At 73.4% G+C, this 25,003-nt stretch carries 28 protein-coding genes and 1 pseudogene; 13 read left to right on the top strand and 16 right to left on the bottom strand.

What is annotated here, in order from left to right; all coding sequences use genetic code 11:
* Positions 1 to 94: 94 nt before the first annotated feature.
* The 3 genes and pseudogenes from IPL61_37030 to IPL61_37040 all read left to right on the top strand — a co-directional run bounded on the left by IPL61_37030 (position 95) and on the right by IPL61_37040 (position 4,119).
* Positions 95 to 1,869: pseudogene (locus tag IPL61_37030) on the top strand (thiamine pyrophosphate-binding protein).
* Positions 1,869 to 2,924: an SDR family oxidoreductase gene (locus tag IPL61_37035; GenBank protein ID MBK9036797.1), complete on the top strand. Its 1,056-nt coding sequence runs from the start codon at positions 1,869 to 1,871 to the stop codon at positions 2,922 to 2,924. Before IPL61_37030 ends, IPL61_37035 begins: the two are co-directional and overlap by 1 nt.
* A 943-nt stretch (positions 2,925 to 3,867) precedes the next feature.
* Positions 3,868 to 4,119, top strand: coding sequence for a hypothetical protein (locus tag IPL61_37040; protein ID MBK9036798.1), 252 nt, complete (start codon positions 3,868 to 3,870; stop codon positions 4,117 to 4,119).
* A 496-nt stretch (positions 4,120 to 4,615) separates the two neighbouring features.
* On the opposite strand, the gene IPL61_37045 is transcribed toward IPL61_37040, so the two are convergent.
* The 3 genes from IPL61_37045 to IPL61_37055 all read right to left on the bottom strand — a co-directional run bounded on the left by IPL61_37045 (position 4,616) and on the right by IPL61_37055 (position 6,154).
* Positions 4,616 to 4,831, bottom strand: coding sequence for a hypothetical protein (locus tag IPL61_37045; GenBank protein MBK9036799.1), 216 nt, complete (start codon positions 4,829 to 4,831; stop codon positions 4,616 to 4,618).
* An 88-nt stretch (positions 4,832 to 4,919) separates the two neighbouring features.
* Complete coding sequence (locus IPL61_37050) at positions 4,920 to 5,882, bottom strand: hypothetical protein (GenBank protein ID MBK9036800.1); 963 nt, start codon at positions 5,880 to 5,882, stop codon at positions 4,920 to 4,922.
* Positions 5,879 to 6,154, bottom strand: coding sequence for a hypothetical protein (locus IPL61_37055; protein MBK9036801.1), 276 nt, complete (start codon positions 6,152 to 6,154; stop codon positions 5,879 to 5,881). Before IPL61_37055 ends, IPL61_37050 begins: the two co-directional genes overlap by 4 nt.
* Positions 6,155 to 6,513: 359 nt before the next feature.
* Here IPL61_37055 and IPL61_37060 point away from each other — a divergent pair, with 359 nt between their 5' ends.
* The 4 genes from IPL61_37060 (at position 6,514) to IPL61_37075 (ending at position 8,580) form a co-directional block, all read left to right on the top strand.
* The gene (locus tag IPL61_37060; protein MBK9036802.1) at positions 6,514 to 6,723 is read left to right on the top strand and encodes a DUF2892 domain-containing protein; all 210 of its coding nucleotides are present in this window, start codon (positions 6,514 to 6,516) and stop codon (positions 6,721 to 6,723) included.
* An 18-nt stretch (positions 6,724 to 6,741) separates the two neighbouring features.
* Entirely contained in the window at positions 6,742 to 7,014 is a 273-nt protein-coding gene (locus tag IPL61_37065; protein ID MBK9036803.1) for a hypothetical protein, read from the top strand.
* A 166-nt stretch (positions 7,015 to 7,180) separates the two neighbouring features.
* The gene (locus IPL61_37070) at positions 7,181 to 8,290 is read left to right on the top strand and encodes a hypothetical protein (protein MBK9036804.1); all 1,110 of its coding nucleotides are present in this window, start codon (positions 7,181 to 7,183) and stop codon (positions 8,288 to 8,290) included.
* Between the two features lie 80 nt (positions 8,291 to 8,370).
* Entirely contained in the window at positions 8,371 to 8,580 is a 210-nt protein-coding gene (locus IPL61_37075; GenBank protein MBK9036805.1) for a hypothetical protein, read from the top strand.
* Here IPL61_37075 and IPL61_37080 read toward each other — a convergent pair.
* Together IPL61_37080 and IPL61_37085 are read right to left on the bottom strand one after the other, a co-directional pair.
* Positions 8,566 to 8,772, bottom strand: a complete 207-nt coding sequence (locus IPL61_37080; protein MBK9036806.1) for a hypothetical protein — start codon at positions 8,770 to 8,772, stop codon at positions 8,566 to 8,568. The genes IPL61_37075 and IPL61_37080 overlap by 15 nt on opposite strands.
* Positions 8,757 to 8,972, bottom strand: a complete 216-nt coding sequence (locus IPL61_37085) for a hypothetical protein (GenBank protein MBK9036807.1) — start codon at positions 8,970 to 8,972, stop codon at positions 8,757 to 8,759. Before IPL61_37085 ends, IPL61_37080 begins: the two co-directional genes overlap by 16 nt.
* 383 nt (positions 8,973 to 9,355) lie before the next feature.
* Here IPL61_37085 and IPL61_37090 point away from each other — a divergent pair, with 383 nt between their 5' ends.
* The 3 genes from IPL61_37090 to IPL61_37100 all read left to right on the top strand — a co-directional run bounded on the left by IPL61_37090 (position 9,356) and on the right by IPL61_37100 (position 11,965).
* Positions 9,356 to 10,435, top strand: coding sequence for a hypothetical protein (locus IPL61_37090; protein MBK9036808.1), 1,080 nt, complete (start codon positions 9,356 to 9,358; stop codon positions 10,433 to 10,435).
* Positions 10,436 to 11,050: 615 nt separating this feature from the next.
* Positions 11,051 to 11,260, top strand: coding sequence for a DUF2892 domain-containing protein (locus tag IPL61_37095; protein ID MBK9036809.1), 210 nt, complete (start codon positions 11,051 to 11,053; stop codon positions 11,258 to 11,260).
* A gap of 18 nt (positions 11,261 to 11,278) precedes the next feature.
* Positions 11,279 to 11,965 carry a hypothetical protein gene (locus tag IPL61_37100; GenBank protein MBK9036810.1) on the top strand — a complete coding sequence of 229 codons (687 nt, stop codon included), beginning with the start codon at positions 11,279 to 11,281 and terminating at the stop codon, positions 11,963 to 11,965.
* On the opposite strand, the gene IPL61_37105 is transcribed toward IPL61_37100, so the two are convergent.
* Both IPL61_37105 and IPL61_37110 read right to left on the bottom strand, forming a co-directional pair.
* On the bottom strand, positions 11,928 to 12,269 hold the full coding sequence (locus IPL61_37105; GenBank protein ID MBK9036811.1) for a hypothetical protein: 342 nt from the start codon (positions 12,267 to 12,269) through the stop codon (positions 11,928 to 11,930). The genes IPL61_37100 and IPL61_37105 overlap by 38 nt on opposite strands.
* Entirely contained in the window at positions 12,269 to 12,568 is a 300-nt protein-coding gene (locus tag IPL61_37110; protein MBK9036812.1) for a heavy-metal-associated domain-containing protein, read from the bottom strand. Before IPL61_37110 ends, IPL61_37105 begins: the two co-directional genes overlap by 1 nt.
* Before the next feature lie 257 nt (positions 12,569 to 12,825).
* Here IPL61_37110 and IPL61_37115 point away from each other — a divergent pair, with 257 nt between their 5' ends.
* Positions 12,826 to 13,563: a redoxin domain-containing protein gene (locus tag IPL61_37115; GenBank protein MBK9036813.1), complete on the top strand. Its 738-nt coding sequence runs from the start codon at positions 12,826 to 12,828 to the stop codon at positions 13,561 to 13,563.
* A gap of 36 nt (positions 13,564 to 13,599) precedes the next feature.
* Here IPL61_37115 and IPL61_37120 read toward each other — a convergent pair whose 3' ends face one another.
* The gene (locus tag IPL61_37120) at positions 13,600 to 13,947 is read right to left on the bottom strand and encodes an AgmX/PglI C-terminal domain-containing protein (protein ID MBK9036814.1); all 348 of its coding nucleotides are present in this window, start codon (positions 13,945 to 13,947) and stop codon (positions 13,600 to 13,602) included.
* 78 nt (positions 13,948 to 14,025) lie between these two features.
* Between IPL61_37120 and IPL61_37125 the strand changes: the two genes are divergently transcribed.
* Positions 14,026 to 14,475, top strand: coding sequence for a hypothetical protein (locus IPL61_37125; protein ID MBK9036815.1), 450 nt, complete (start codon positions 14,026 to 14,028; stop codon positions 14,473 to 14,475).
* Here the strand turns inward: IPL61_37125 and IPL61_37130 are convergent.
* From IPL61_37130 to IPL61_37165, 8 genes are all read right to left on the bottom strand, one after another.
* Positions 14,450 to 15,355: an alpha/beta fold hydrolase gene (locus IPL61_37130; GenBank protein MBK9036816.1), complete on the bottom strand. Its 906-nt coding sequence runs from the start codon at positions 15,353 to 15,355 to the stop codon at positions 14,450 to 14,452. The two genes, IPL61_37125 and IPL61_37130, sit on opposite strands and share 26 nt — an antisense overlap.
* A gap of 26 nt (positions 15,356 to 15,381) precedes the next feature.
* Complete coding sequence (locus IPL61_37135; protein MBK9036817.1) at positions 15,382 to 15,960, bottom strand: TetR/AcrR family transcriptional regulator; 579 nt, start codon at positions 15,958 to 15,960, stop codon at positions 15,382 to 15,384.
* A gap of 26 nt (positions 15,961 to 15,986) precedes the next feature.
* Complete coding sequence (locus tag IPL61_37140; protein ID MBK9036818.1) at positions 15,987 to 17,255, bottom strand: adenylate/guanylate cyclase domain-containing protein; 1,269 nt, start codon at positions 17,253 to 17,255, stop codon at positions 15,987 to 15,989.
* A gap of 8 nt (positions 17,256 to 17,263) precedes the next feature.
* Positions 17,264 to 18,784: a DUF2254 domain-containing protein gene (locus IPL61_37145; protein ID MBK9036819.1), complete on the bottom strand. Its 1,521-nt coding sequence runs from the start codon at positions 18,782 to 18,784 to the stop codon at positions 17,264 to 17,266.
* Between the two features lie 197 nt (positions 18,785 to 18,981).
* Positions 18,982 to 22,308 carry an error-prone DNA polymerase gene (locus tag IPL61_37150; protein ID MBK9036820.1) on the bottom strand — a complete coding sequence of 1,109 codons (3,327 nt, stop codon included), beginning with the start codon at positions 22,306 to 22,308 and terminating at the stop codon, positions 18,982 to 18,984.
* A gap of 108 nt (positions 22,309 to 22,416) precedes the next feature.
* The gene (locus IPL61_37155) at positions 22,417 to 23,331 is read right to left on the bottom strand and encodes a hypothetical protein (GenBank protein ID MBK9036821.1); all 915 of its coding nucleotides are present in this window, start codon (positions 23,329 to 23,331) and stop codon (positions 22,417 to 22,419) included.
* A gap of 13 nt (positions 23,332 to 23,344) precedes the next feature.
* Positions 23,345 to 23,830, bottom strand: coding sequence for a membrane protein insertion efficiency factor YidD (locus tag IPL61_37160; GenBank protein ID MBK9036822.1), 486 nt, complete (start codon positions 23,828 to 23,830; stop codon positions 23,345 to 23,347).
* Positions 23,751 to 24,203: a PEGA domain-containing protein gene (locus tag IPL61_37165; protein MBK9036823.1), complete on the bottom strand. Its 453-nt coding sequence runs from the start codon at positions 24,201 to 24,203 to the stop codon at positions 23,751 to 23,753. The genes IPL61_37160 and IPL61_37165 overlap by 80 nt, the downstream gene beginning before the upstream one ends.
* A gap of 404 nt (positions 24,204 to 24,607) precedes the next feature.
* Here IPL61_37165 and IPL61_37170 point away from each other — a divergent pair, with 404 nt between their 5' ends.
* Positions 24,608 to 24,883 carry a hypothetical protein gene (locus IPL61_37170; GenBank protein ID MBK9036824.1) on the top strand — a complete coding sequence of 92 codons (276 nt, stop codon included), beginning with the start codon at positions 24,608 to 24,610 and terminating at the stop codon, positions 24,881 to 24,883.
* Positions 24,884 to 25,003 lie beyond the last annotated feature (120 nt).

Consider the following 25,003-nt stretch of genomic DNA (forward strand, 5'->3'; position numbering starts at 1 on the left):
CGGTCAGTTCGTGATTGACCGATCGGTCAACACTCTGCCAGAGTGGGCCTCACCGCGCAACCACACATCGCGCACGCACCCGGAGGACACCGCCATGGCGCTCGCACTGCTGGAACGGAAGGCCACCATCAAGGGCGGCGAGATCGTCACGCGCCTGCTCGCCGCCGAGGGCGTCAAGCACGTCTTCGGGATCATCGACGGCACCTACTTCGGCTTCTACGCGACGATGGCCGCCAACGGCATCACGCTGGTGACGCCACGCCACGAGACCAGCGCGGCCCACATGGCCGGCGCGTACGCCCGCGTCACCGGGACGCTCGGCGTGTGCATGGCGTCGAACGGCCCCGGGGTCGCGAACATCTTGCCCGGGGTCGCGGTCGAGCAGGCCGAGGGCAACCGGGTGCTGCTGATCACCAGCTCGCGGCGGACCGGCATCATCGATCCCGATCGCGGCGGCACCTACCAGTTCTTCCCGCAGGTCGAGGTCACGCGGCCGATGACCAAGTGGAGCTGCGCGGTGCCGACGATCGATCGGGTCGCCGAGCTGGTCCGGCGCGCGCTGCGGATCTCGTGGACCGGGCGGCCCGGCGTCGTCCACCTCGACATCCCCGAGAGCATCATGAACGCCGAGGTCGAGCTGGTGCCCGACTGGCTGCGCGCGCCCGAGAGGTCCCGCTCGACGTCGCCGATCCCGCCGGCCCACGACCACGTGGTGCGCGCGGCGCGCATGCTGGCCGAGGCCAGGCGGCCGATGCTGCACGTCGGCTCGGGCGTGCTCCACGCGGGCGCCGGCGCCCTGGTCCAGCAGCTGGCCGCGCTGCTCGAGGCGCCGATCACCACCAGCTGGGGCGCCCGCGCCGCGATCGACGAGCGGACCCCGCACGCGGTGCCGATGATCTACGTCGACGCCGTCAAGGCGGCCCGCACCGGCGCCGACCTCGCGCTGGTGCTCGGCTCGCGGCTCGGCGAGACCGACTGGTGGGGCAAGCCGCCCTACTGGGGCTCGCCCGCCGCGCAACAGATGATCCAGGTCGACCTCGAGGCCGACGTGCTCGGTTGCAACCGCCCGGTCGACCTCGCCGTCCAGGCCGACGTGAAGGTGTTCCTGACCGAGCTCTGCGCCGAGCTCGAGCGGACCCGCCCGACGATGGACCTCGCCGGCCGCCGCGGGCGATGGCCACGCTGCGCGCCGCGTGCCGCGCGCGCCGGGCCAAGCTCGACGAGCACCTCGCGCACCGTGGGCTGCCGATGGCCAGCGCCCACGTCGCGCAGATCTGTCAGGAGGTCTTCGCCGAGGACGCGATCGTCGTCGTCGACGGCGGCAACACGTCGATCTGGGCCCAGTTCTTCCACGAGGTCCGCGTGCCCGGGACCATGCTGGGCACGCCCAAGATGGGCATGCTCGGCGCCGGCATCGCGCAGGCGCTCGGCGCCCAGGTCGCGCACCCAGACCGGCAGGTCTACTGCGTCATCGGCGACGGCGCGATGGGCTTCCATCCCCAGGAGATCGAGACCGCGGTGCGGAACAAGCTGCCGGTCATCTACCTGGTCCTCTGCGACAAGCAGTGGGGCATGGTGAAGATGAACCAGCAGTTCGCGCTCAAGCCGATCAAGACCCTGATCATGAAGTCGCTCGGGCCCGACGAGACGATCAACGCCGACCTCGGCGAGACCCAGTTCGATCTGCTCGCGCGGTCGATGGGCGCGTACGGCGAGCGCGTCGCCGATCCGCGCGGGCTGGCCGACGCGATCCGGCGCGCCCGGGCGACCGGGCGGTGCGCGGTCATCCACGTCGACGTCGATCCGGTCAAGCACATGTGGGCGCCCAACCTGAAGACGTTCAAGGACATGCACCAGGAGCCGGCGTGATGCGGGTCCTGGTCACCGGCGCCGCTGGGTACCTCGGGCGCGGCCTGGTCCGCGCGCTGGCCACTGGGCCCGACCGCCCCGCGGCGCTGATCGCGATGGACGTGCGCGCCACGCCCGACACCGAGCGCCTGGGCGGCGTCACCTACGACACCGTCGACATCCGCGACCCCGGGCTAGGCGCGCGGATCGCGGCCCACCGCCCGGAGGTCGTCGTGCACCTGGCGTCGATCGTGACGCCGCCGCGCGGCTGCACCCGCGCGGAGCAGTACGAGGTCGACGTCCAGGGCACCGAGCGGGTGCTGGCCGCGTGCCTGGCCAGCGGCGTCGGGCGCCTGATCGTGACCTCGAGCGGCGCCGCGTACGGCTACCACGCCGACAACGCGGCGTTCCTGACCGAGGACATGCCGCTGCGCGGTCACCCCGACTTCGCCTACGCCGACCACAAGCGCCAGGTCGAGGAGCTGCTGGCCCAGGCGCGGCTCGATCACCCCGAGCTCGGCCAGCTGGTGCTCCGCCTCGGCGCGGTGCTCGGCGCCGACACCCACAACCAGATCACCGACCTGTTCGACCAGCCGGTCATCGTCGGTGTCGCCGAGGCGGCGTCGCCGTTCAACTTCATCTGGGACCAGGACGTGGTCCGGTGCCTGGCCGCCGCGGTGCGCGGCACCGCGGTCGGCGTCTACAACCTCGCCGGCGACGGCGTCATGACCCTGGCCGAGATCGCGGCAGCGCTCGGCAAGGCCTACGTGCCCGTGCCCGCCCACCTGATCGGCCGCGCGCTCGAGGTCCTGCACCACAAGGGCTGGTCGCAGTACGGGCCCGAGCAGGTCGCGTTCCTGCGCTACCGGCCGGTGATGTCGAACCAGCGCCTGGCCCGCGAGCTCGGCTTCTCGCCGTCGAAGTCGTCGCGCGAGGTGCTCGAGCTGTACCGTGACGGCGCCGGCCAGCAGCGGTCGGCGTCGCCGTCGCGCCAGCGGGCCGCCACCCTCGCCGCCCGCTTCTTGCCCCGCGCCGCCCGCCTGCTCGATCGCGGCCTCACCGCCGTCGGCCAGTAGCCGCGACGCAGACGTCGCGAGATCACGCGGGCCCGACCGCGGCCCGCGGCGTGCACGCGGCGCGCGGCGCGATCACCGCAAGAAGATCGACGACGTCACCCGCACGCCGACGTCACCGCCGAGGCCGTCGATGACGTGGAGATCCGCGACCGTCCTCATCACGGGCTCGCCGCGGGAGGCGAGCGTGCCAAGATGGGGCTCTGCGCCCGCTTCGATCGCCCCAGCAGGTTCTCTACGTCGACAGCGTGTCGGTCGAGCGCGACGCTGGGGGCTGGGCGTTCAGCTGGCGCGAGCCCGACGTCAACAGCATGATCGAGCGCTGCGTCGTCTGCACGACCGACGCGATCGTCGCGACCGGACCGGCGGTGCGGATGACCGCCGACGAACTCGATGCGCTCGCGCGGGCGGTCGAGCGCGACCCGGCGTCGCTGCCGTGGTGCAGGGAGCGGCGGCTGCTCGAGCGCGTCGTCGCCGACGACCTCGAGGGCGTCCGGGCCCTGCTCGCCGCGATGGGGACCGCCGAGGGTCGGGCCGCGCGCCCGCTGACCGTGACCGTCGACCATGCGCGCGAGCCGCTCCTGACGATCGCGCTCGGCGTGGCGGCGTGGAACGTCGCGGCGGACCTCATCCGCCGCGGTGAGCCGCTCGCGCCGCCGCCAGGGTCCGGCTGGGACGCGACGAGCTACGCGATCGAGGCGCTCGACGGGTCCGACGGCGCGGCCGTGGTCCTCGAGCACCTCCTCACGCGCGCGGCGCTCGCCCCGGCGGGCGGCCGGCTGCGCCTGGCCCGATCGCCGCGGGTCGTGCACGCGCTGATCGACGCCGGCGCGGATCCGGACGCGTCCACGCCGTCGAGCCCGACGCTCGGCGGGTTTCTGGACGACGCCTCGCCGCTCGCGGTGGCGGTCATCTGGGCCACGTCCACGGCCAGGAGCGACTCGACGTGGCCGCCGCGTTGCTCGCGCGCGGCGCCTCGCTCGAGGCGCGTGACGCGCAGGGTCGCACGGCGCTGGTCGTCGCCCTGGCGTGGGGCTTCGAGGGGCCCGTCCGCTGGCTGCTCGACCGCGGCGCCGACGTGGCGTGCAAGGCCGACCGTCATGGCCGGACGCCACGGTCGCTCGCGCTCGCAAGCCCCGACGAGCCGAGCTCGCGGCTGGTGCTCGAGCAGCTCGCAGCGCGGCGCGCGGATCGCTAGCGGCGGCCCAGGCCCTCGTCCGACACGTGCGCGAGCGCCATGCAGCGCGGTCTCATGGCGCCCACGAACCAGCCTCGTGCCCGCCCAGCCAGTGCTCCGACCGCGTGATCCGGAACCGCCACGCCGTCGGTGCAGCTCGACGGCCTGCGCTGCACTCCTCGAGCTACGGTCGGCGACCGTCGCGGCCGGCCCGACCTGACCGCGCGCGTGGCGTTCGCTCCCATCGTCCGCGACGGCCACGACAGCGGCCGCTCGCGCCGCGGCGCCCTCAAGATCGTGTTCAGTCTCGGGCGCGCGCACCTGGACGACGGCGACGCGCGCGGCCACGTCGTCCCGATCGAGTGGGCGGCGCGCCGGCCTCGATCATGCGCGGCGGGTCGGGGTCCGCGGCGCCACCGGCGCGGCCACCGGTCGTGCCGCCGTCCGTCGTCGGTGCTGGCGCGCGCGGCCTGGCCACGGCCGGCGCCAGGTCGCGTCGGGGCCAGGCCCGCCGCGGTCAGGGCTTGCAGGCCAGCAGCGGCTCGGGGTAGCTGGGCGGCGGGTAGGCGCTGATCAGCAGCGCGCGGGCGCCGCTGGCCCAGAACTTCTTCATCACGCGCTCGGCGTGAGGCATCGCGTGCGGACTGCCGCAAACGTCCGAGCGGATCAACGGGCTCAGGGTGGCGAAGTCCGCCTCCTGGGCGAAGTCGTACAGCGGATTGCTCGAGGACATGTGGCAGGTGCGGCAGCCGGTCTTGACGACGCCGTTGTAGATCGCGACGCCGTCGAGGCCGGCGCTGGCCCAGCCGCTGGGGACGAAGTCAGGGTTGGCGACCGCGGTCGGGTCGGTGACCGCCTTGGGCGCGTACAGCCCGGTGATGTACTCGAGGGTGGCCGGGGTCGGCTGGGTCAGGGTGATCAGCGCGTTGAGCTGCCGCAGCGCGTTGGCCTGGGCGGCGGCGGTGAAGCCGGGCTGGGTCGAGTACGTGAAGCTGAACGGATCGAACGGCAGGAACTTGGCGCCGGTGATGCTGTTGGCGGCGGCGTCGTAGCGGGCGTTGATGCCGTGGCACGACAGGCAGTTGTTGGGGACCGCGTCGAACTCGCCGGTGCTTGTCGAGCGCCGCGCGCTTTGCGAGCCGGCCGTTGGCCCCGTAGACCATGAACTTGATCGAGTTGGGGCCGGTGAACGGCGGGTCGGCGACCATGGCCACGGTCGCGAACGAGTTGGTGTGGGCCACCGCGTCGGCCAGCACCAGCGTCGGATCCTGATCGAACCGGGCCCCGTTGGCGACGCCCGAGTAGTTGACGACGTAGCAGGCCACGCTCGCGCCGGCCAGCTTGCAGTGCATCTCGCGGCCGAGCCCCAGGTCGCCGTCGTTGTAGTAGGTCGCGGTCAGGTCACCCGGGCCGAAGCCGTAGGCGGCCTTGAAGTTGTCGAGGTTCGTGGGCGCGCCGATCGCCGCGTAGTACTCGCCGGTCTCGGTCTCGGAGATCGTCCCGGTCTTGCTGAGGAAGCCGCCGCTGGGGGTGCTGGCCGTCGACACGAACGTGGTGGTCCCGCCGACGCCGTTGCAGGCGCTGCCGATGTCCGCCCACGACGCGCCGGCGGCGACCTGCGCGGCGAAGCAGTCCTCGAAGGTGACCTCGTCGAACGTCGCGAGGACCTGGCCGCTCCTGGTGGACGGCGCGCAGCCGGACCAGCCCGCCCAGCGGCCACCGCGCCCCCAGGAACAGGTGCGGGACCGGCGTCGCCACCACCTCCCACTGGTACAGCGGATCACCCCGGCGAGTTGACCTCGATCGGGATGTTGGTGGTCTGGGCGACCGCGAACGCCTCCCAGCTCGAGTTCAGCCCCGGGTCGAGCGTCGGGTTCTTCATCACGTCGAGCCGGATCGTGGTGTTGGGGACGTTGTAGTACCCGGTGAAGGTGAACGACTTGAACACGCCGCTGCCGCTCACGGTGGTGCCGTTGAGCGGCGACGTCGTGCAGCCGGCGGTGGTGAGGGCGCCGAGCGCCAGGGTGAGGAGGACGGAGCGGGCTCTTGTGCGCATGTCCGGGTAGTGACCGCGGCCGCGCCGGCGTTACCCGACAGGTGCCGTCCGCGTCGCGGCCGACGATGCGCAGGGTGCGACGTTGGACCGCGGCCCGGGCGCGAACCGCTGGCGCGCGGGCTGGCTCCTGGGGACAGAACCCGAAGGAGTCACCCATGAAGACCTGGTCCGCCGCCGCGCTCGCGGCGTCGCTCACCGTCACGCTCTCGATCCCGCTCGCCGCCGCCGACGACCACGTCGACTTCGGGCGCGCCCGCCCCCTGCGCACCGCCGCGCTCGCCGCCGAGCCGATGGGCCCCGAGCACGCGCTGGCGCCGATGCCCGAACCCGGCCCCGAGCGCGCCACCACGATCTTCGGCTTGCCCCAGAACGTCGGCACCGGCGACCGCATCGTGCGCACCGTGGTCGGCCTCGGCCTCGCGGGCGCCGGCATCTACGGCCTGACCGGGGGCGACTGGAGCACCACGACCAGCGGCGTGCTGCTGGGCGTGTCGGCCGTGCCGCTCGCGACCGCCGCCACCGGCTACTGCCCGCTGTACCAGCTGGTCGGCATCGATCGCTCCTTCTGATCGCGGTATCACCGGGCGGTGATCCGCCGCTGGCACGACCGCGCGTGGGGCTGGCTGGCCGGCGCCGACGAGGCGTGTGACGCGCAGGGTCGCTCGGCGCTGCTCGTCGCCCTCGCGTGGGGCCATGAAGGCCCGGTCCGCTGGCTGCTCGACCGCGGCGCGGACGTGCAGTGCAAGGCCGACCGGCATCGCCGAACGCCGCGCTCGCTCGCCCTCAAGAGGCCCGACGAGCCGAGCTCGCGGCTGGTGCTCGAGCAGCTCGCAGCGCGTCGCGCGGCTCGGCCTCGCTAGCGGCCAGGCCCACGTCCGAACCCGGCGATCGGTCGTGAGCGCTTGGCTAGCCGTAGCGCCTAGGCACCAGGGGCGGCGTGCGTGCAGGTGCCCGATCCGCTTGGGGCGCGGGCGAGGCATGCCGCTTGCTGAGACGAAGGGGATGAAGGTATCCACCATCTCGCTTGTGTCGATCTCGTTGGTCGCTGCGCTTCTAGCCAAGGCGAACGCCGGCCCGGCGCTGGCGCTCGCCAGCGAGCAGTCGCCGCCCAAGTTCATCGACGTGACCGCCCTCGCCGTCGATGGCGCCAGCTCCGACGCCGGCTACCGACCGCGCATCAACACCTACGTCCACGGCGTGACCAGCGACGCCGACGCGGTGCGGTTCGAGGTGAAGCAGAAGGGCAAGGTGCTGGTCAGCCAGCGCTGCCCCCTCGGGAGCCTCACCAAGGACCGGGCGCGGGTGCAGTGCGTGTTCGACGGGACGCCGCTGACCGTGACCGGTGACTTGACGGCGCAGCTCATCTACATCGACGACCAGGCCGAGCAGGAGTACCTGCTGCGCGACTTCAAGCTGAAGGTGCAGGCCTTCACCTTCGTCGGCAAGACGGGCTATCAGATCCTGCAGGACGACACGCTCGGGCACGCGTACTTCTGGCAGCGCCAGACCGGCGCCCGCTTCGATGACTACGCGCTGTTCGGATACTTCGGGACCGCGACCGATATGACCTTCGGCGGCAAGATGCGCTGCACCGCCGCTGGGGTGAAGCTGCGCGACATCGACGTGTCGACCGACACCGGCAAGGTCGTGGTGGAGGCACTCGACAACGCGAGCGGGGAGGATCGCCGCCACAAGTGGACCCAGATGTCCCTGAGCTTCAACGCGTTCATGTTCGGCATGCGCGACGAGGTGATCAAGTTCCGGGACAGCGGCGGCGACTACAAGGACACCCTGTTCCTCGGCGACAATCCGGGAGACTGGGTGTGCGACCTGCGCAAGGACGGCGCCGTGGTCCGGACCTTCCGGTTCCACGTCAACGACCAGGGCCGGATCGATCCTCACCCGGCGCAGAGCGTCGCCGGCGCGCCCTTGCTGCGCCCTGGGGTCGTCATGATCGACGTGCGCTTGCCCGCCAAGAACGCCTTCGACCTGCGGGTCCGCGGGTCCGCGATCAAGGGCTCGATGGCCTACGGCATGCCGTGGCCGAAGCACGACAGCCTGAAGGAGATGCTGGACGCCGCGCCGCCCGATAGCGGGTTCCCCGACCCGAAGCCCGGCAAGAAGAAGCGCAAGTAGGTGAGGACCACCGCCGGGCTCGCGCGCGACGGCCTGCATCTCCTCGACCACCTCGTCGTAAGTTCCGCGACGTCAGCGAGATGGACGACGGCCCGTGGTACGAGCCCGCGGATCCCGCCCTCCACGCGGCCATCCGCCAGGTCTGGGCCTTCGCGGAGCGCACCTGCCCCTTGCGCTTCCTGCCCGGCGTCTACCGCCACCGCTCGCTCGCGGACGCCGACGCCCAGCGCGAGCAATGGGAAGCCGCCAACTTCGCCGCCTTCCAGGCCCGCCGCTCACGCCCTCGCTGACGCGAACCGCTGCGCCGGCCCCGCCGATCGAGCGTTCACCGCCTGCGCGAGCTTGACGTCACGCGTGGTCCGCGGCTCGGCCCGCGCCGAGACCGCGCGGCCTCCGACCAGCGCATGCGCGACCCCCTCCGCCTGCAGGTCACGCGAGGACTCGACCAGCGCACGCTCCACGCGGGTCAACGGCGCGGCCATGGCCCCGGCGTACCGTCCGCGTCGCCGTCGCGCGCGCCCGGCCGATGCAGATACCAGGCGTCGATCCGCGCGTCGAGCTGCGCGTCGGTCAGATCGGGGTGGTCGCGGTGCAGGCGCTGCCGCAACATCCGCTCGGCGAGGTCGATGAGCTCGAAGGCCAGGCGCAACCGATCGGCCGGGGCTTCGCTCGCGGCTGCCATGATGCGTCGTCCTTAGCAGGGCCCACGCCGGCCAGGTGGTGCGCCACTCACTCGGCTGCGGCGGCGGCGAGCCGCCCGCGGTCGACCGGTGGTGGTCGAGGCGCCCGACGCTCGCGGGCAGGTCTCGCTCGCCTTGCGGCCGGGCCGCGGGGCCGCGCTGGGCCAACTGGCACATGGACCTGACGGCGCATCGGTGCACCGCAGCCAGCGCGCAGGAGCGGCGGGACATCGCCACCACGCTGCTGCGCCAGCTTCCGCGGGACCTTCGCGCTGGTTGGCGTCCACGACCATGCGTCACCGTCGAGCAACGCCCTGGCCCAGGTGCGGCCACCCGCCGCGGGCCGCGGCACGAATAGTCGCCCAAGGGTGCGCGTTGATCGCAGATGGCGATCCGCACCGCAGCCTGGCTTGTCGTCGTCGCGACGCTCGCCATGCCCCGGCCGGGCGCGGCGGCGCCGAGCCTTGCCGATCAAGTTGCTGCCGCCACGGGCGAGCTGACCGGCGTCGAACTGCGCGGCCTCGCGACCCCCGACCTGCGCGCGATCGCGGTGACCGCGCGCGACCGCGGCGTCACGCTCGCGTGGCCGCAGGGTCTCGACGACGAGACGCTCGTCGGCCGGCTCGACGACAGCGGCCTCCTGGCTGCGGTGACCAGCGCATCGGTCGACTGCGACGCGTGCGTCCGCCGTCTGGCGCGCGCCCGACATGCCACCGCGTTGCGGACGCTGAGCGTGTCCGGGTGTGCGGCCGACGGCATGGCCTACTGGCACTCACCATGCGTCTGGCTCGGCCGCGCCGCCGCCAACGCGCTCGCCGCCACACGCGGGCTCCCCGCGTTGACCGATCTGCGCGTCGTCGCCCGTACGCCAGTCCTCCGGACGCTCGTCCGCGGCCGGCTCGCGCGCTCGCTCCGCGCCTTGACCGTGACCACCGACGCCAGCGGCATGGCCGTCCTCGGCCGCGCGCCCACGCTCGCCCGCCTCGAGCGGCTCGTCGTCGAAGCGCCCGAGGGCACGGCCCGCTCCGTATCCGCGCTGGTCTCGTCGCGATTCCTGCGCGCGCTCGACACGCTCGTGTTCCTGTCGTCCGACAGCGAGGCCTACCAGACGCTCGGCCGGGGCGGGATGGTCGCGCTCGCGCGCTCGATGAAGCTCCGCGCCGTGCGCACGCTCGACCTCGCCTGGAACTACCAAGGCGGCCAGCTGGCCGCGCTCGTCTCCGCGCCGTGGCTCACCCAACTCGAGCGCCTCGATGTCGTACACACCGGCCTCACCGACGCCGGCGTCGACGCGCTCGCGCTCCTGGCGGCCCGCGGCCCCTGGCCCGCACTCACCATGCTCGCGCTGGACGAGACCGGCGACGACGGCCAGCCCAGGTTCGCACCGCTGGCCGCGTTCTCGGCCGTGCTCGTCGGACAGGACCACTGGGAGTCGCAGGTCGGTCGCCCTTCGTCATCGTACTAGTGCACCGACCGCGTGATTCTGAACCGCCACGCCGCCGATGCATCTCCATGGGCTGCGTTGCAACTCCTCGAGTTACGGAGCGTAGCCCGTCGTCGTTGCGCCTTGCCCCTGGAGCGCCTCGACGCCGTGGACGGATCACAATCACGCGGTCGGAGCACTAGCAGCGGCCAAGAGATCGGCCGCTCGGACCAGGCGGGCCGTCGACAGCCGGCGGGGTGACCGGTGCTCGACGGTCGACGGCAGGACGTCCCCACGGCCGCGCACGCGGAAGACTGCTGCTCCGAGGCGGCGACTGGCCTGAGCAGCATGAATGAGGCTGACGATGCGCAGGGTGCGACGTTGCACCGCGGCCCGGGCGCGAACCGCCGGCGCGCGGGCTGGCTCCTGGGGACAGAACCTGAAGGAGTCACCCCGATGAAGATCCTGTCCGCCGCGATCGCGGCGTCGCTCGCCGTCACGCTCTCGATCCCGCTCGCCGCCGCCGACGACCACGTCGATTTCGGGCGGTCCCGACCGCTGCGCACCGCCGCGATCGCCGCCGAGCCGATGGGTCCCGAGCACGCGCTGGCGCCGATGCCCGAGCCGGGCCCCGAGCGCGCGACCACGATCTTCGGCCTGCCCCGGAACGTCGGCACCGGCGACCGCATCGTGCGCACCGTGGTCGGCCTCGGCCTCGCGGGCGCCGGCATCTACGGCCTGACCGGGGGCGACTGGAGCACCACGACCAGCGGCGTGCTGCTGGGCGTGTCGGCCGTGCCGCTCGCGACCGCCGCCACCGGTTACTGCCCGCTGTACCAGCTGGTCGGCATCGATCGCTCCTTCTGATCGCGGTATCACCGGGCGGTGATCCGTCGCTGGCACGACCGCGCGTGGGGCTGGCTGGCCGGCGCCGACGGGCTGCGGCCCGGGGTCCCGTGCGCGGAGCTGCTGGCGCCGGTGCCGCTCGCGGCGGTCGCGCTGGTGGCGCTGAACGACTGGTGGTGGAAGCCGCGCGGCGCGCTGCCGCCGTGGTGGACCGGCAAGCTCAGCGACCTCGGCGGCGTGATCGCGCTGCCGCTGGTGCTGACCGGCCTGACGGCGCTGGTGCTGCGCGGCGCCGCGCGCCTGGGCGCGCCGGTCGACTGGACGCTGCGCTGGTGGAAGCTGGCCGCCGCGATCGGCGCGACGGTGGCGGCGGTGGTCGCGACCAAGCTGTCACCGGCGGCGGCGGCGGCGGTCGCGGCGACGCTCGGCCGCGACGCCCGGATCGTCGCCGACCCCAGCGATCTGCTGGTGCTGCCGGCGGTGGCGGTCGCGTGGTGGCACGGGCGGCGGACGATCGCGCGGGTGCCGTACGGTCGAGTGGCGTGGATCGCCGCGCGCGGGGTCGCGCCGGCCGCGGCGCTGGCTGACGTCGCCACCGCGGGCGCGGGGTCGGCCGACGTCGAGGCGCTGGCCCAGGCGCTGACCGCGCCGCTCGACGAGGCCGGCGTCGCCGCGGCCCTGGGTCGGCTCAGGGCTCCTGATCGCCGTCGTCGTCGACCGGCGTGATCGTGATCTCCTCGACCTCGATCTCCATCGTCTCGCCGGTGGGCTCGGGCTCCGCGGGCGTCGTGCTCGGCGGCGGCGCGTCGTCGGGTGCCTCCTCGACCGGCGCCACCGCCACCGTCGGGTCGGCCTTGATCTCGATCGCGCGCGCCGCGGGCGTGGTCGAGCGCGGCGCCAGGCTCTCGCCGCCGTCGTCTTCCGAGTCGGTCGGCGTGACCGTCCCGGCGCTCTTGGGCCAGGCCGGTCCCGACGGCGCGGACCCGCCGCAAGCGGCGAGCGCGAGCACCAGCGGCGCCAGCCAGCGCATCAGTTGGCCAGCACCTGGTAGCCGAGGCCGGTGATCGGCGCGCTGGCCAGCGCCCGGGCGTCGCCGCCGCGCGCGGTCGCCACCCGGACCTCGGCCTTGGCCAGATCGACCTCGACGCCGAGGACGCCGTCGACCTGGGCGAGCGCGGTCTTGACCCGGCGCGCGCAGCCACCGCAGTGCATGCCGGCGACGTGGAGCGCGGTCCACTGCGCGTCGGCGGGGGTGGTCGCGGCGACCGGCGCGGCCGCGACGCCGGCGGCGCCGCCGCAGCTCCCGCCGCAGGCCTGGTTGCCGCACATGCCGCCGCAGCTGCCGCCGCACGACGCGTGCTCGCCCGCGGCCGGCGCGGCCGCCGCCATCGCGGGGACCGCCGCGGTCGGGCTGGTCGCCGCGGCGGTCGGCGCGGTCGGCGCGCGCTCGGTGGTCGACGAGGCCTTCTGACAGCCGACGGCGAGCGCCAGCACAGACACGACGGCGAGCACGGTGCGCATGCCCCAGTGGTAGCACCGCCGCGGTCGCCGCTCAACCGCGCGCGCCGGTGGTACCGTCGGCGGCCATGGCCCTCACCGTCGGCACGCTCGCTCCCTCGTTCACCCTGCCGTCGTCGGACGGCGGCACCCAGTCCCTCGCCGCGCTGCGCGGCTCGCTGGTCGTGCTGTACTTCTATCCGCGCGACAACACCCCCGGCTGCACGATCGAGGCCGAGGCGTTCCGCGACGCCGCGCCGGCGCTGGCCAAGCTCGGCGCCCGCGTGCTCGGCGTCAGCAAGGACTCGATCGCCTCGCACTGCAAGTTCCGCGACAAGTTCAAGCTCAACTTCCCGCTGCTCAGCGACGCCGACGGCGCGGTGCTCAGCGCGTACGGCGCGTGGGGTCAGAAGGTGATGTACGGCAAGGCGATGCTCGGCATCATCCGCTCGACGGTGCTGATCGGCGCCGACGGCCGCGTCCTCCAGCACTGGCCCAAGGTGTCGGTGAAGGGCCACGCCGAGGCGGTCCTGGCGGCGGTGCGCGCCGCGGCCGGCGCGGGGCCGGCGCCCGCCAAGCAGCCCGCCGCCGCCAAGCAGCCCGCCGCGACCAAGCAGCCCGCCGCGACCAAGCAGCCCGCCGCCGCCAAGCAGCCCGCCGCGACCAAGCAGCCCGCCGCGACCAAGCAGCCCGCCGCGACCAAGCAGCCCGCCGCCGCCAAGCAGCCCGCCGCGACCAAGCAGCCCGCCGCGACCAAGCAGCCCGCCGCGACCAAGCAGCCCGCCGCGACCAAGCAGCCCGCCGCCAAGGCCCGGCCCGCGCGATGACCGCGGAGACCGCGGCGCGGACCTACGAGGTCAAGCTCAGCGCGCGAAGCGGAAGGGATAGCTGACCGAGATCGTCCCGCCCTTCGGCGGATCCGGGAACCGCCAGGTCGCGACCTGGTCGACCAGGCACGTGGTGAAGGTCGCGTCATCCAGCGACGACGACCGCACCCGGGTGTCGGCCACCACGCCCCGCGCGACGATCGTGAACGCGATCATGACCTGGACGCGATCGGCGCCGCGGTGGCGCATCAGCGCCCCTTCGTAGCAGCGCTGCAGCTCGCCGCGGTGCACCCGGATGACCCGGCGGATCACGTCGGCGTCGGGGTGCGCCGCCGCCGGCGCGGGCGCCAGCGCGATCAGGGCCACGGCGATCAGGGCGCGCACGTGGGTGCGACACCGGCGCCGCGCCGGGGTTCCCGGTTCCTGTCGCGCCGACGCCAGCTCGTGTAGCGTGGTCCGGCGATGGACGTCCGCGAAGAAGCTCGCCGCCTGCACGCGCTGTTCGCCGATCAGCCGGCCCAGCTGGTGCTGTACCTCGCCAACCAGATCGCGACGGTCAAGACCTACGCCCAGATCCTGGTCGGCCTGTGCGGCCTGACCATCACGGTCACCGGGTTCTCCGGCGCGCACATGATCCGGTCGGGCTCGACCGCGGCCGCGCTGATGGTCTCGGGCATCGGCCTGGTGATGATCGGCCTGATCGTGTGCATCCGCACGATCACCAAGCTGCGCTGGGTCACCCAGGATCTCGCCGACGATCTGATCGAGACCGCGGCGGTGGTGATCGAGCGCCGCAACCGCCAGCAGCGCGTCGTGTCGATCGCGGCGGTGTTCGTCGCCGCCGGCCTGGCCTGCTACCTGGCGGCGGTGTCGGTGGCGGCGCTGGTCACGGGGAACTTCGAGCCGCGCTGACCGGCGCGCAGCGCCGGCGCAGCTCGCGATCGGCCAGCTCGCGCTCGATCCGCGCGGCGTCGTCGAGGACGAGGCTGGTGGCGGTCGCGCCCGCGACGAAGTCGCGCACCAGCGCGACGACGTGCGCGTCGTCGAGGATGCGCCGGTGGCCGAGCCCGACCGTGGTGACCAGCGCGGCGCCAGGCCAGCGGCGCGCCGCGGCCGCGCCGTCGTCATGGCCGACCTCGCGATCACCGCGATCGTGGACGACCAGCAGCGGCGCCGCCATGCGCGGCGCGAGCGCGGGGCCGTCGAGCCCAGCCGCGTCGTGGCCGTGGTTGGCCGCGGCCAGCCCCGCCTGGAACCGGGCGCGCTCGTCGCCGGCGAGGCCGCGGTGGGCGAGGAAGCGCTCGACCGAGGCCGCGACCTGGAACAACGGCGCGACGAACGCGACCCGCGCGACCGCCAGCCCGCGCGCCAGCGCGATGGTCGTCGCCGCGGCGCCGAACGAGTGCGCCACGATCGCGTCGACCGGCGCGGCCCAGGCCGCGACCTCGGCGAGGGTCACGGCGAACGCGTCGAGCGTGGCGCGCTCGCCCGGGCTGTCACCGTGCGCCGGCGCGTCGAACGTGACGACGCGGCGACCGTGCTCGACCAGCGCCGCGGCCAGCGCCGCGAGCTGCGCGCCGCGGCCGCCCCAGCCGTGGGCCAGGAGCACGACCGGCCCCGCCCCCCAGCTCCAGGCGCGGACGCCCGAGGGCAACACCGCCGCCTGATCGGCCACCGCCAGCAGCGCGTGCTCGCGCGCCGGCCGCGCGGCGCGCGGCGGGCGCAAGAAGTCGTCGAGGGCTTCATAAACACGAACGTTCGTACTTTTATTCTGGCGAACGACGGCGACCATGGTCTGTCCTCCTGGGTCAGCGGGGGTTAGCGGCAGCGCGCGAGCAGCGCGTCGAACGCGCGCTTGCTGCGGAGCGCTGCCTTGGGATCGCGGATCAACCGCCCGACGTCGTGATGGGCGAGCATGATCCCGTACAGCTCGAACGCGAGCTGCTGGGGATCGCAGCCAGCGGCCAGGTGGCCCTCGTCGATCGCGATCCGCGCCGCGGTCGCGATGGCGTCGAGCCAGTCGCGCAAGGCCGCGGCCAGCGCGTCGCGGGCCGGGCCGGGTCGATCGTCGAGCTCAGCCGCCAGCGCGACGAAGACGCAGCCACCGTCGCGGGCGCCCCACGCGCACCACCGGTCGTACATGGCTCGCAGGCGCGGCTCGCCGCGGGCGGCGCGCAGGGCCGGGGCGATCACGTCGGCGACGAACTCGACGCGGGCGTGCTCGACCACCGCGAGGTGGAGCGCGTCCTTCGAGCCGAAGTGCGCGAACAGCCCGCTCTTGGACAGCGCCAGCTCGTCGGCCAGCCGGCCGATCGACAGCCCCTCGAGGCCGACGGTCCGCGCGAGCTCGGTCGCGCGGTCGAGGATGGCGGTGCGGGTGGCGTCCCCCTTCTTCATGGCCTCCTCAATATAGAACGCTCGTACTATTTGTCAAGCGCGGGCTCGACGCCCGCCGCCGCGAGCAAGAACGTCGCGGTCGGGCCCAGGCCCTTCACCTCGATCGTGCCGCGGTCCTCGACCGCGACCGCGTCGCCCAGGAGCGCGCGCGTGCGCGCCGCGATCTGCACGCGCCCGGCGACGCCGTGCGACTCCATCCGGCTGGCCAGGTTCACGGTCTCGCCCCACAGGTCGTAGGTGTACTTCGAGCGCCCGATGACGCCGGCCACCGCCGGTCCCGACGCCAGGCCGACGCGCAGCTCGAGGTCGGGCTCGAGCTCGCGCAGGCGCGCGAGCATCGCCTGGCTCATCGCCGCCGCCGCCGCCGCGTGATCGGCGCGGGCCGCGGGCGCGCCGGCCACCGCCATGTAGGCGTCGCCGATGGTCTTGATCTTCTCGAGGCCGTGGACCCGGGCCAGCTCGTCGAACGCCGAGAACACCCGATCGAGCCGGCCGACCAGCTCGTCGGGCGTGATCTGGGTCGACAGGGTCGAGAAGCCCTTGAGGTCGGCGAACAGCACCGTCACCTCGGCCAGGCGATCGGCGATCACCCGCGGGCCCTCCTTGAGGCGCTCGGCGATCGGCGGCGGCAGCAGGTTGGCGAGGAGCGTCTCGGTCCGCTCGCGCTCGTACTCGAGGAGCCCGCGATCGATCCAGCGCTGGCGCCGCGCCTGCTCGAGCCGCACCGCCACCAGCGCGGCGCCGGCCACGGCCACCGCGATCCACAGGAGATCGATCGAGGCCGCCCGCGTGGTCAGGTGCGGCGAGCGCACCAGCGCGACGCCCATCGCCACCGCGCCGCCGCTGGCGACCGCGACGATCCGGATCGCGCGCGACAGATCGAGCGCCGCGCCGATCAGCACGGTCAGCAGGAACCCGCCGACCACGAGCTGGCTCATCTCGCCCGGCGCGTAGACCACCAGCGCGACCACGCCGGCCTGGACCGCGGCGTAGGCGACGATCGCGGCCAGGCGCCACCAGCGCAGGAACCGGGGCCAGGGCAGGAAGCCGACCACCAGGGCCGCGACCAGCACCGGCGTGACCGCGCCGAACCGGATCGCCAGGAGCGGCGCCCGGTCGGCCGGCGTGGCCTGGAGATCGAACCCGACCGAGGCGGACCACAGGAGCACGACCGCGGCCATCGCGATCCGGTAGAAGCCGCGGACGTCGCGGGCGTAGTCGTCGAGGAACGCGGCCTCGCGCGCGCGATCGACGAACGCCAGGGTCCAGGTCTGGGGCTCGTCGGAGCGGGGCACACCCGAGTCTACGCTGTCGCCGCCGCCGCGGCGCGGGCGGTCGCGGTCAGCCCGGCGCAGAACTGCTGCAGCGGCGCCCGGCGCTCGGGCGGCACGAACTCGAGGTTGATCTGGTGATCGGTGATCTCGAAGAAGACCCGCTCGGCCGCGAGCAGATCGGCCTCGGCGCGCTCGACCTCGCGCGCGTCGACGTCGGCCAGGTTGGTCGCGACCAGCGCGGCCTCGGCGGCGCAGCGGTTGCCGAGGAAGAAGGCCCCGAGGATCAGCTTGGCCTTGACCGCGAGCGAGTGGACCTCGGCGCCGGTGCGGTGGGGCAACCCGAGCAGGCTGGCCAGCAGATCGGGCGCGGCCTCGGCCGTGGCCTCGTAGGCGCGGCGGACGATGTAGCCGAGATCGAACAGCGCCAGCTGCGGCGCGAACACCAGGCCGTACTGCCGGGCCATCGCCGCGTAGTAGATGAAGTGGCGGCCGATCTGCCGCAGCAGCGCGGGCCGGTCGCACACGTCCTTGGCCAGCAGCCGGTACTGGTGGAACACGTCGTAGACCGCGTGGACGTCCTTGGCCTTGATCGCCTCGCGCAGGTAGTTGTTGAAGAACCGCACCGCCAGCCGCAGCGCCGCGTCGTCGCCGCGCGCCGCGGCCCGCTGACCGATCGCGCGGTTGGCGTCGGAGATGCTCGAGACCGTGTCGGACGCCTTGCGCAGCGCGTGCTGGTACGCGAGGTTGAGCTGCAGGCCGCACTTCATCTCGAACCAGGTGCGCTCGTCGATGATCAGGTCGAGCGCCTCCTCCGACAACCCCACGAAGTCGGCCCGGTCGACCCGGTACCAGCCGCGCGGCAGCCGGTCCTTGTGGGCCGCGTGCTGGTCGATGAGCTGCTTGAGCGCCCACACGCCCTCGCGCGCGATGCCGCGGTCGCCGCGGTCGAGCGACTTCAGCACGATCGTGCCGAGCTGATCGATGCGCTCGGCCACCTGCTCCTGCGTCGTGACCGGATCGAGCTTCTTGTCGGCGACGTCGGTCACCAGCTGGATGGTCTCGTCGCACAGGCGCCGGACGATCCGCGACGGATCGAGGAAGCGCACGACGTAGAAGAAGTACGGGATCAACATCGCCCAGCCGGTCAGCGCCGCCAGCACCGCGATCCGGATCGCCCACACCGGCGCGAACCGTGGGCCGATGATGTAGACCACGAACAGCACGTGGGCCGCGCCCAGCGCCATGAACGACAGCACCACGCGGTTGATCCGATCGCGCAAGAACAGATCGATCAGCTTGGGCGTGTGCATGTTGGCCGTCAGCGGGATGGCCAGGCCGATCGTGGCCAGGAGCATGGCCAGGACGTTGTTGTAGGCCCGGGCCATCGGCGACAGGATGTCGGCCAGCTTGCCGTTGTTCTCGCCGGCCCAGCTCATGTCGTCCAGGCCGGGGAAGCCGGCGCCGCGCCACTCGAGCAAGAACTCGATCCCGAACAGGAGCGCGAACCCGACGAACGCGAACAACAGCGAGGTGACGAACGCCCGACGCATCGAGCCGACAGCGTACCCCACCCCCGCGGTCGGCTCGAAGTTCTTGGCCCACGCCGGGCCGCGCGCTGGACCGCGACCGGGTTGGCGCCCATGGGCTGGCGCCGACCTTCGCGCCAGGAGTCTCGCGTCGCGGTGGGGAGGCTCATCGGGGCTTGCCCCCGATGAGGGGAGGCCCGGCGACGGGCCTCCCAGAGAGTTCAGTGAAAGTCGCGGCTGGGCGCGGTCGCGACCGGCGCCGGCAGCTCGGGCAGCCACAGCGTCTCGGCGATCAGGTGGACGACGCCCTCCTGCACCTGCAGGCGGCCGCTGACGCCGAGCAGGTGCGCGGTCTTGACGATCAGCGCGTGCTGCTCGAACACCTGGCTCCACACCACCAGGTTGACGAAGCCGGTCTCGTCCTCGAGGGTCATGAACGTCACGCCGGCCGCGGTGTACGGGCGCTGGCGGCAGATCACCAGGCCGACGTGGTCGACCCGGGCGCCGTCCTTGCCGGCCGCGACCGTGCGCGCGTCGAGCCAGCGCCGCCGCCGCAGGTGCGCGCGCAGCGGCGCCAGCGGGTGACCGCGGGTCGAGTGATCGCTGGCGCGGTAGTCCCAGGCGATGGTCTCGAGCTGCGACAGCCGCGCGAACTGCACGTCGGGCTCGGCCGCGGCCAGCGTCAGATCGTCGTCCTGGCGCCGGGCCCAGCCGCGCACCTGCCACAGCGCGTCGCGCCGATCGCCGCGCGCGCCGGTGAGCGCCGCCAGCGCGCCGGCCTCGGCCAGGGCCGCGTAGGCGCGATCGTCGAGGCGCAGGCGCCGCACGAACTCGGGCAGCGCGCCGAACGGCTGGGCCCGGGCCTCGCGCGCGATGCGCTCGCCGTCGCCGAGCGTCAGGCCGGTCACGAACCGCAGGCCCATGCGCACCGCCCAGTCGGTGCCGCTGCCGGGCGCGTCCCCGGCGGCGCTCGGCTCGAGCGTGCAGTCCCAGGCGCTGACCGTCACGTCGATCGGCCGCACGACGAGGCCGTGGCGCTGGGCGTCGCCGACGATCGTCGCCGGGGAGTAGAAGCCCATCGGCTGCGCGTTCAGGAGGCCCGCGGTGAACTCCGCCAGGTAGTGCCGGCGCAGGTACGACGTGGCGTAGGCGATCAGCGCGAAGCTCGCCGCGTGGCTCTCGGGGAAGCCGTACTCGCCGAAGCCGCGGATCTGCTCGAACACCCGCTCGGCGAACTCGACCGCGATGCCCTTGGCCTGCATGCGCGAGATCAAGCGCTCGCGGTGCTGCTCGATCCGGCCCGAGCGCCGCCACGCCGCCATGTCGCGCCGGAGCTGATCGGCCTCGCCCGGGGTGTAGTCGGCCGCGACCACGGCGAGGCGCATGACCTGCTCCTGGAACAGCGGCACGCCCAGGGTCTTGGCCAGCACCGGCTCGAGGCACGCGTGCGGGTAGACCACCTCCTCGAGGCCGTGGCGGCGGCGCAGGTACGGGTGGACCATGCCGCCGGTGATCGGCCCGGGCCGGACGATGCTGACCTCGATCACCAGATCGTAGAACGTGCGCGGCTTGAGCCGCGGCAGCATCGCCATCTGGGCCCGGCTCTCGATCTGGAACACGCCGACGGTGTCGCCGGCGCAGATCATGTCGTAGGTGTCGACGTCGTCGGCCGGGATCGCCGCCATCGACAGCTCGACCCCGCGGTGGGCGCGGATCAGATCGAAGCAGCGGTGGAGCTGGTGCAGCGCGCCCAGCGCCAGGAGGTCGACCTTGAACAGGCCGAGGCTCTCGAGATCGTCCTTGTCCCACTGGATGACCGTGCGCCCGGGCATCGTCGCGTTCTCGATCGGCACCAGATCGTGGACCGGCTCGTGGCCGAGCACGAAGCCGCCGGGGTGGATCGACAGGTGGCGCGGGAACTCGAGGATCTCGGTGGCCAGCCGCGCCAGGTGCGCGATCGCGGTGGGCGCGGTGGCGTCGGCGCCGTCGAGCGCGTGCCGCAGCGCCGCCGGCTCGACGTCGCCCCACGACGACAGGAGCTTGGCGGCCCGATCGAGCGCGGTCTCGGGCAGGCCCAGCACCTTGCCGACGTCGCGGACCGCGCTCTTGGGCCGGTAGCGGATGATGTTGCACACCATCGCGGCGTGGTCGCGGCCGTAGGCGCGGTAGACGTGCTGGATCACCTCCTCGCGCCGCTCGTGCTCGATGTCGAGATCGATGTCGGGCGGCTCGGCCCGCTCGCGCGACAGGAACCGCTCGAACAGGAGGCCCATGCGCACCGGATCGACCGCGGTGATGCCGAGGCAGAAGCACACCGCCGAGTTCGCGGCCGAGCCGCGACCCTGGCACAGGATGTCGGACCGGCGGCAGAACTGCACGATCTCGTACATCGTCAGGAAGTAGCCGCCGTAGTCGAGCTCGTCGATCAGCGCCAGCTCGGCGGTGAGCTGGCGCTCGACCGCGGCCGGGACCTCGCCGCCGTAGCGCCCGCGGGCGCCGGCCCAGGTCAGCGCCCGCAGGTGATCGCTGGTGGTGGCGCCGCCGGGCAGCTTCTCGAGCGGGTAGCGGTAGCGGATCTGGCCGAGGTCGAAGTGACAGCGCCCGGCGATCTCGAGCGTGCGCGCGACCGCGGCCGGCTCGTCGGCCCACAGCCGCGCGAACGCGTGCGGCCCCTTGAGATCGTGCAGGTCGTTGCCGCGCAGCACCCGCCCGGCGGTGGCGAGCGTGACGCCGGCGCGGATGCACGCCAGCACGTCCTGCAGCGGCCGCCGCGCGCGCGTGTGGTAGAGCACCTCGGCGCCGGCGACGATCGGCAGCCCGAGGTGCGCGGCCCGGGCTCGCTGCCGGACCTCGCGCGGGACCTCGTCGGCGCGGCGGTGCCGGGTCACGAGCGCGTACAGCCGATCGCCGAACGCGTCGCGCAGCCCGCCGATCGCGCCGGCGCTGGCCTGCCACGCGCCGTCGTCGCCGCTGGTGATCAGGCTGCCGTCGCCGCCCCACAGCGCGATCAGCCCGCGCGCGTGCGCGGCGAGCTCGGCCCACGACAGCAGCGCGGTGCCCTTGGGCGCGCGCCGGCGCCCGGCGGTGATGAGCCGGGTCAGGTTGCGCCAGCCGTCGTGGTCGGCGGCGTGCACGACGATCGTCGTCGGCGCGCCCGGCGCCGCCGGGGCCGCGGCCTCGTAGAGCTCGCCGCTGGTCGGCGTCGGCGCCGGCCGCTTGCGCGGCGCCCGGCGGGTGCGGCCGCGCCGGGCCAGGCTCATCGCCGCGTCGCCGCCGTCGTCCTCGGCGGTGGCGTGCAGCCCGGCCGGGCGCGCCGCGCCCACCGGCGACGGCGTCAGCACCGTGCCCGGCGCGGCGATCGTCAAGGTCGCGCCCGGCACCAGCTGCACGCCCAGCTCGCGCGCCTTCACGTGCGCCCGCACCATGCCGTAGACCCCGTCGCGATCGGCCACGCCCAGCGCCGTCAGCCCCAGCCGGTGCGCCTCCTCGATCAGCTCGTCGGGCTGGCTGGCGCCCTCGAGGAACGAGAAGCTGGTCTTGCACCACAGCGGCACGTAGGCGGACGGATCGGGCACGGGCGATACTGAACATATACAGTATCGAGCGAGATCAACCGTGTCGGCCCCAGCACCGCGTCGTCGTGCACGCGCGATCGCTCATGGCGCGGCCAGCGCTTCGAGGGGCAGCCCGAGCTCGGAGGCGCGCCACATCCGATCGCGCCACCGATGGTCCTCGACCTGGTTCCAGCGCCGCGCGGCCAGGTACGCGTTCACCAGGTTCGAGAGATAGAACGTGCCGGCGAGCGTGGCCAGCCCCCAGAACGCCGCGCGTTGATCGCCGAGCGCGTGTTCGGGCTGGTAGACGTCGTAGGCGCCGGCGGCCGCCAGCGAGGTCAAGCCGAGGTAGTAGAGCCCGTCGACGTAGTGACCGGCGTAGCCCGAGCCGACCCCAGGCGCGATCAGCGACAACCCGACCGCGACCGTCGGGGACCGATGTGCAGGCCGCGGCAGCCTCAGCGCGGCCGCGACCCCGGCGGCGGCGATGCACGCGGCGTCATCGATGGCGCGGCACCGATCCTGGGCTTGCTCGAGCGAGCGCTCGACCAGCGCCCGATCGCCGACCACCGCGGCCAGCCGAGCTCGCGCGATGGCCGCGTGGAAGCCGGCGGCCGCGGGGAACCCGAGCAGCGGCTCGAGCTCGCCGAGCGCGTCGGCGGTGCGGGGCCGATCGGGCTCATGCAGCGACTGCTCGGCCAGGGCCAGCGCGCGCTGCACCGCCACGAGCGGCACGACCTCCGGCGCGCTGCCGACGCGCGCGCGATCGTAGGCCGCGACCGCGTCGGCGAACTGCCCACCCCGGTGGTACGCGATGGCGATCCGGAGCCGGGCCCACCCCGCCACCGCGGGCGTCGGCGCGAGCACCTCGAGCCGCTCGAGCTCCCCGATCTCGCGGTAGAACTCGCCGCGCGCGTGCAGGTGATCAGCGAGCGCGATCTGTCGCTCGACCTCGCCGGGAGCGAGCGGCGACGGCTGCGCTGCCGCGAGCGTTGGCGAGGCCAACGCGACGAGCATGCACGCGATGGCGCTACGGCACCGGGTCATGCCACTTCACGTGTCGACGCTCGCACGTCGTCTGATAGTTGCGACCGGCGAGCGGATGCTCCCGCACGAACAACCGATCGAACGCCAGCACGAGCCCGAGCACGCCGTAGCGCGTGACCGCCCGCCGGGCGAACGCCGAGCAGCTCGGGGTGTACGGACACCCCTGCCCCGGGAGATCCGGGCGCCGCAGGAACCGCTGGTACACCGCGATCAGGCCGTCGGCCACGCCGTCGTCTGGGCCGGCTGGGTCCGCGACCGACGACGCCGGTCCGTCCCACGGCTCGAACGCGGCCGCAGCGCACGGATCGCCCGGCGACTCGATCGGCGCCGGCTGTCGCGCGCACGCGGCCGACGTCACCGCCAGGCCGATGAGCACGCGCCGACGCACCTCACGGGACCATCGCGACCGGCGGCGGCGGCGCAGGCGGCGGCGCCGCCGCAGGCACCAGCGCGACGTTGACGGCGGCATCGTCGAACGACTTGATGTCGCCCGTGACCAGGTCGACGACGATCCCGACGACGCCGCCGAGGCAGATGTTCGCCCAGAACCATCCCTGGATGTGCTTGGTGCGCTGGATGACGACCGGGTTGTACCCGGGGGCGTCGATCCGGATGAGCCCGTTGGACTTCTCACGATCGAGCGTGACCGTCATCGGTGCCTGGCCGACGACCTGGCCATCCAGGGACACCGTCGCGCCGGGGACATTGGCGCTGACGCTGACGTGATCAGGACCGCCCGCCATGATCGTCGCGCAGCCAGCGCTGGCGACCATGCCTGCGAGTACCGCTAGCATTCGAACCTTCATCGAACCCTCCCAACACAGTGGTTTAACCATTCGCAATGTAGACCATTGGTCGACCCAATTCAATAGAGTTCTGCCAATTTCTTCTGATGGGCAGCAAGGACGCGTCAAAGCGCCGCATTGGACTGGATGTGCGGAGAATCGCAAGAGTCCATATTTGCTTCGATTTGCTCGAAACATGGCCATGCGATCCACGAGACGTCACGAAGCAGCAGAACCGAACAGCTGCGTCGGGGCCGATATCTGGACCGCGCGGGCCGCGCAGGCGCGCTGACCGGCACGACCAAGCGGCCGACGACGACGACGACCGCGGGTGAGGCCGTTGCGGTGGATGATGGCCGCGATCACGGCGTGCCGAGCCGGCGCGCTGCGTGCCCAGAACGCGCGCGCCGACGCCGGCACGGCGTGGCCGACCTCGGCGCGGCTGCTACGCTGCGCCGGCAGTGTCGCTCCAGACCCACGGCAGCGATCCGATCACGCGGTGCCGCCTGTGCGGCCGCGCCGCCGCCGGACCGTGCGCGCGGTGCCGACGTTCGGTGTGCGGCGACTGCTGCGTGCTCACCGACGGCGGCGTGTCCACGTTCGCGGTGTGCCTCACGTGCGCCGACCGCGGCACCAGCCTGCGGCGCTCGTGGCTGTCGCTGGTCGGCTGGCTCGCGGCCATCCTGATCGCGCTGGCCGCGCTCGGGCTCGGCCTCGCCGCGCTCCGATCGAGGTAGGCCGACGGCGCCCGGGGGCAGCTGCTACGCTGGTGACATGCGGCGCGCGCTGATCTTGTCGACGATCTTGGGCTGCAGCAGCGCGTCGACCACGACCCCACCCGCGACCTCATCGACGGC

It is taken from the genome of Myxococcales bacterium, assembly GCA_016717005.1.
In the GTDB taxonomy this organism is placed as follows: Bacteria; Myxococcota_A; Polyangia; order Haliangiales; family Haliangiaceae; genus UBA2376.

Excerpts from the sequence above, each read along its gene's own strand:
- IPL61_37035 (MBK9036797.1), top strand. The coding sequence starts at position 1,869 with ATGCGGGTCCTGGTCACCGGCGCCGCTGGGTACCTCGGGCGCGGCCTG.
- IPL61_37045 (MBK9036799.1), bottom strand. The coding sequence starts at position 4,831 with ATGTCCTCGAGCAATCCGCTGTACGACTTCGCCCAGGAGGCGGACTTC.
- IPL61_37055 (MBK9036801.1), bottom strand. The coding sequence starts at position 6,154 with ATGCGCACAAGAGCCCGCTCCGTCCTCCTCACCCTGGCGCTCGGCGCC.
- IPL61_37075 (MBK9036805.1), top strand. The coding sequence starts at position 8,371 with ATGGACGACGGCCCGTGGTACGAGCCCGCGGATCCCGCCCTCCACGCG.
- IPL61_37080 (MBK9036806.1), bottom strand. The coding sequence starts at position 8,772 with ATGGCCGCGCCGTTGACCCGCGTGGAGCGTGCGCTGGTCGAGTCCTCG.
- IPL61_37085 (MBK9036807.1), bottom strand. The coding sequence starts at position 8,972 with ATGGCAGCCGCGAGCGAAGCCCCGGCCGATCGGTTGCGCCTGGCCTTC.
- IPL61_37090 (MBK9036808.1), top strand. The coding sequence starts at position 9,356 with ATGGCGATCCGCACCGCAGCCTGGCTTGTCGTCGTCGCGACGCTCGCC.
- IPL61_37105 (MBK9036811.1), bottom strand. The coding sequence starts at position 12,269 with ATGCGCTGGCTGGCGCCGCTGGTGCTCGCGCTCGCCGCTTGCGGCGGG.
- IPL61_37110 (MBK9036812.1), bottom strand. The coding sequence starts at position 12,568 with ATGTGCGGCAACCAGGCCTGCGGCGGGAGCTGCGGCGGCGCCGCCGGC.
- IPL61_37115 (MBK9036813.1), top strand. The coding sequence starts at position 12,826 with ATGGCCCTCACCGTCGGCACGCTCGCTCCCTCGTTCACCCTGCCGTCG.
- IPL61_37125 (MBK9036815.1), top strand. The coding sequence starts at position 14,026 with ATGGACGTCCGCGAAGAAGCTCGCCGCCTGCACGCGCTGTTCGCCGAT.
- IPL61_37130 (MBK9036816.1), bottom strand. The coding sequence starts at position 15,355 with ATGGTCGCCGTCGTTCGCCAGAATAAAAGTACGAACGTTCGTGTTTAT.
- IPL61_37135 (MBK9036817.1), bottom strand. The coding sequence starts at position 15,960 with ATGAAGAAGGGGGACGCCACCCGCACCGCCATCCTCGACCGCGCGACC.
- IPL61_37145 (MBK9036819.1), bottom strand. The coding sequence starts at position 18,784 with ATGCGTCGGGCGTTCGTCACCTCGCTGTTGTTCGCGTTCGTCGGGTTC.
- IPL61_37155 (MBK9036821.1), bottom strand. The coding sequence starts at position 23,331 with ATGCTCGTCGCGTTGGCCTCGCCAACGCTCGCGGCAGCGCAGCCGTCG.
- IPL61_37160 (MBK9036822.1), bottom strand. The coding sequence starts at position 23,830 with ATGCCGCCGTCAACGTCGCGCTGGTGCCTGCGGCGGCGCCGCCGCCTG.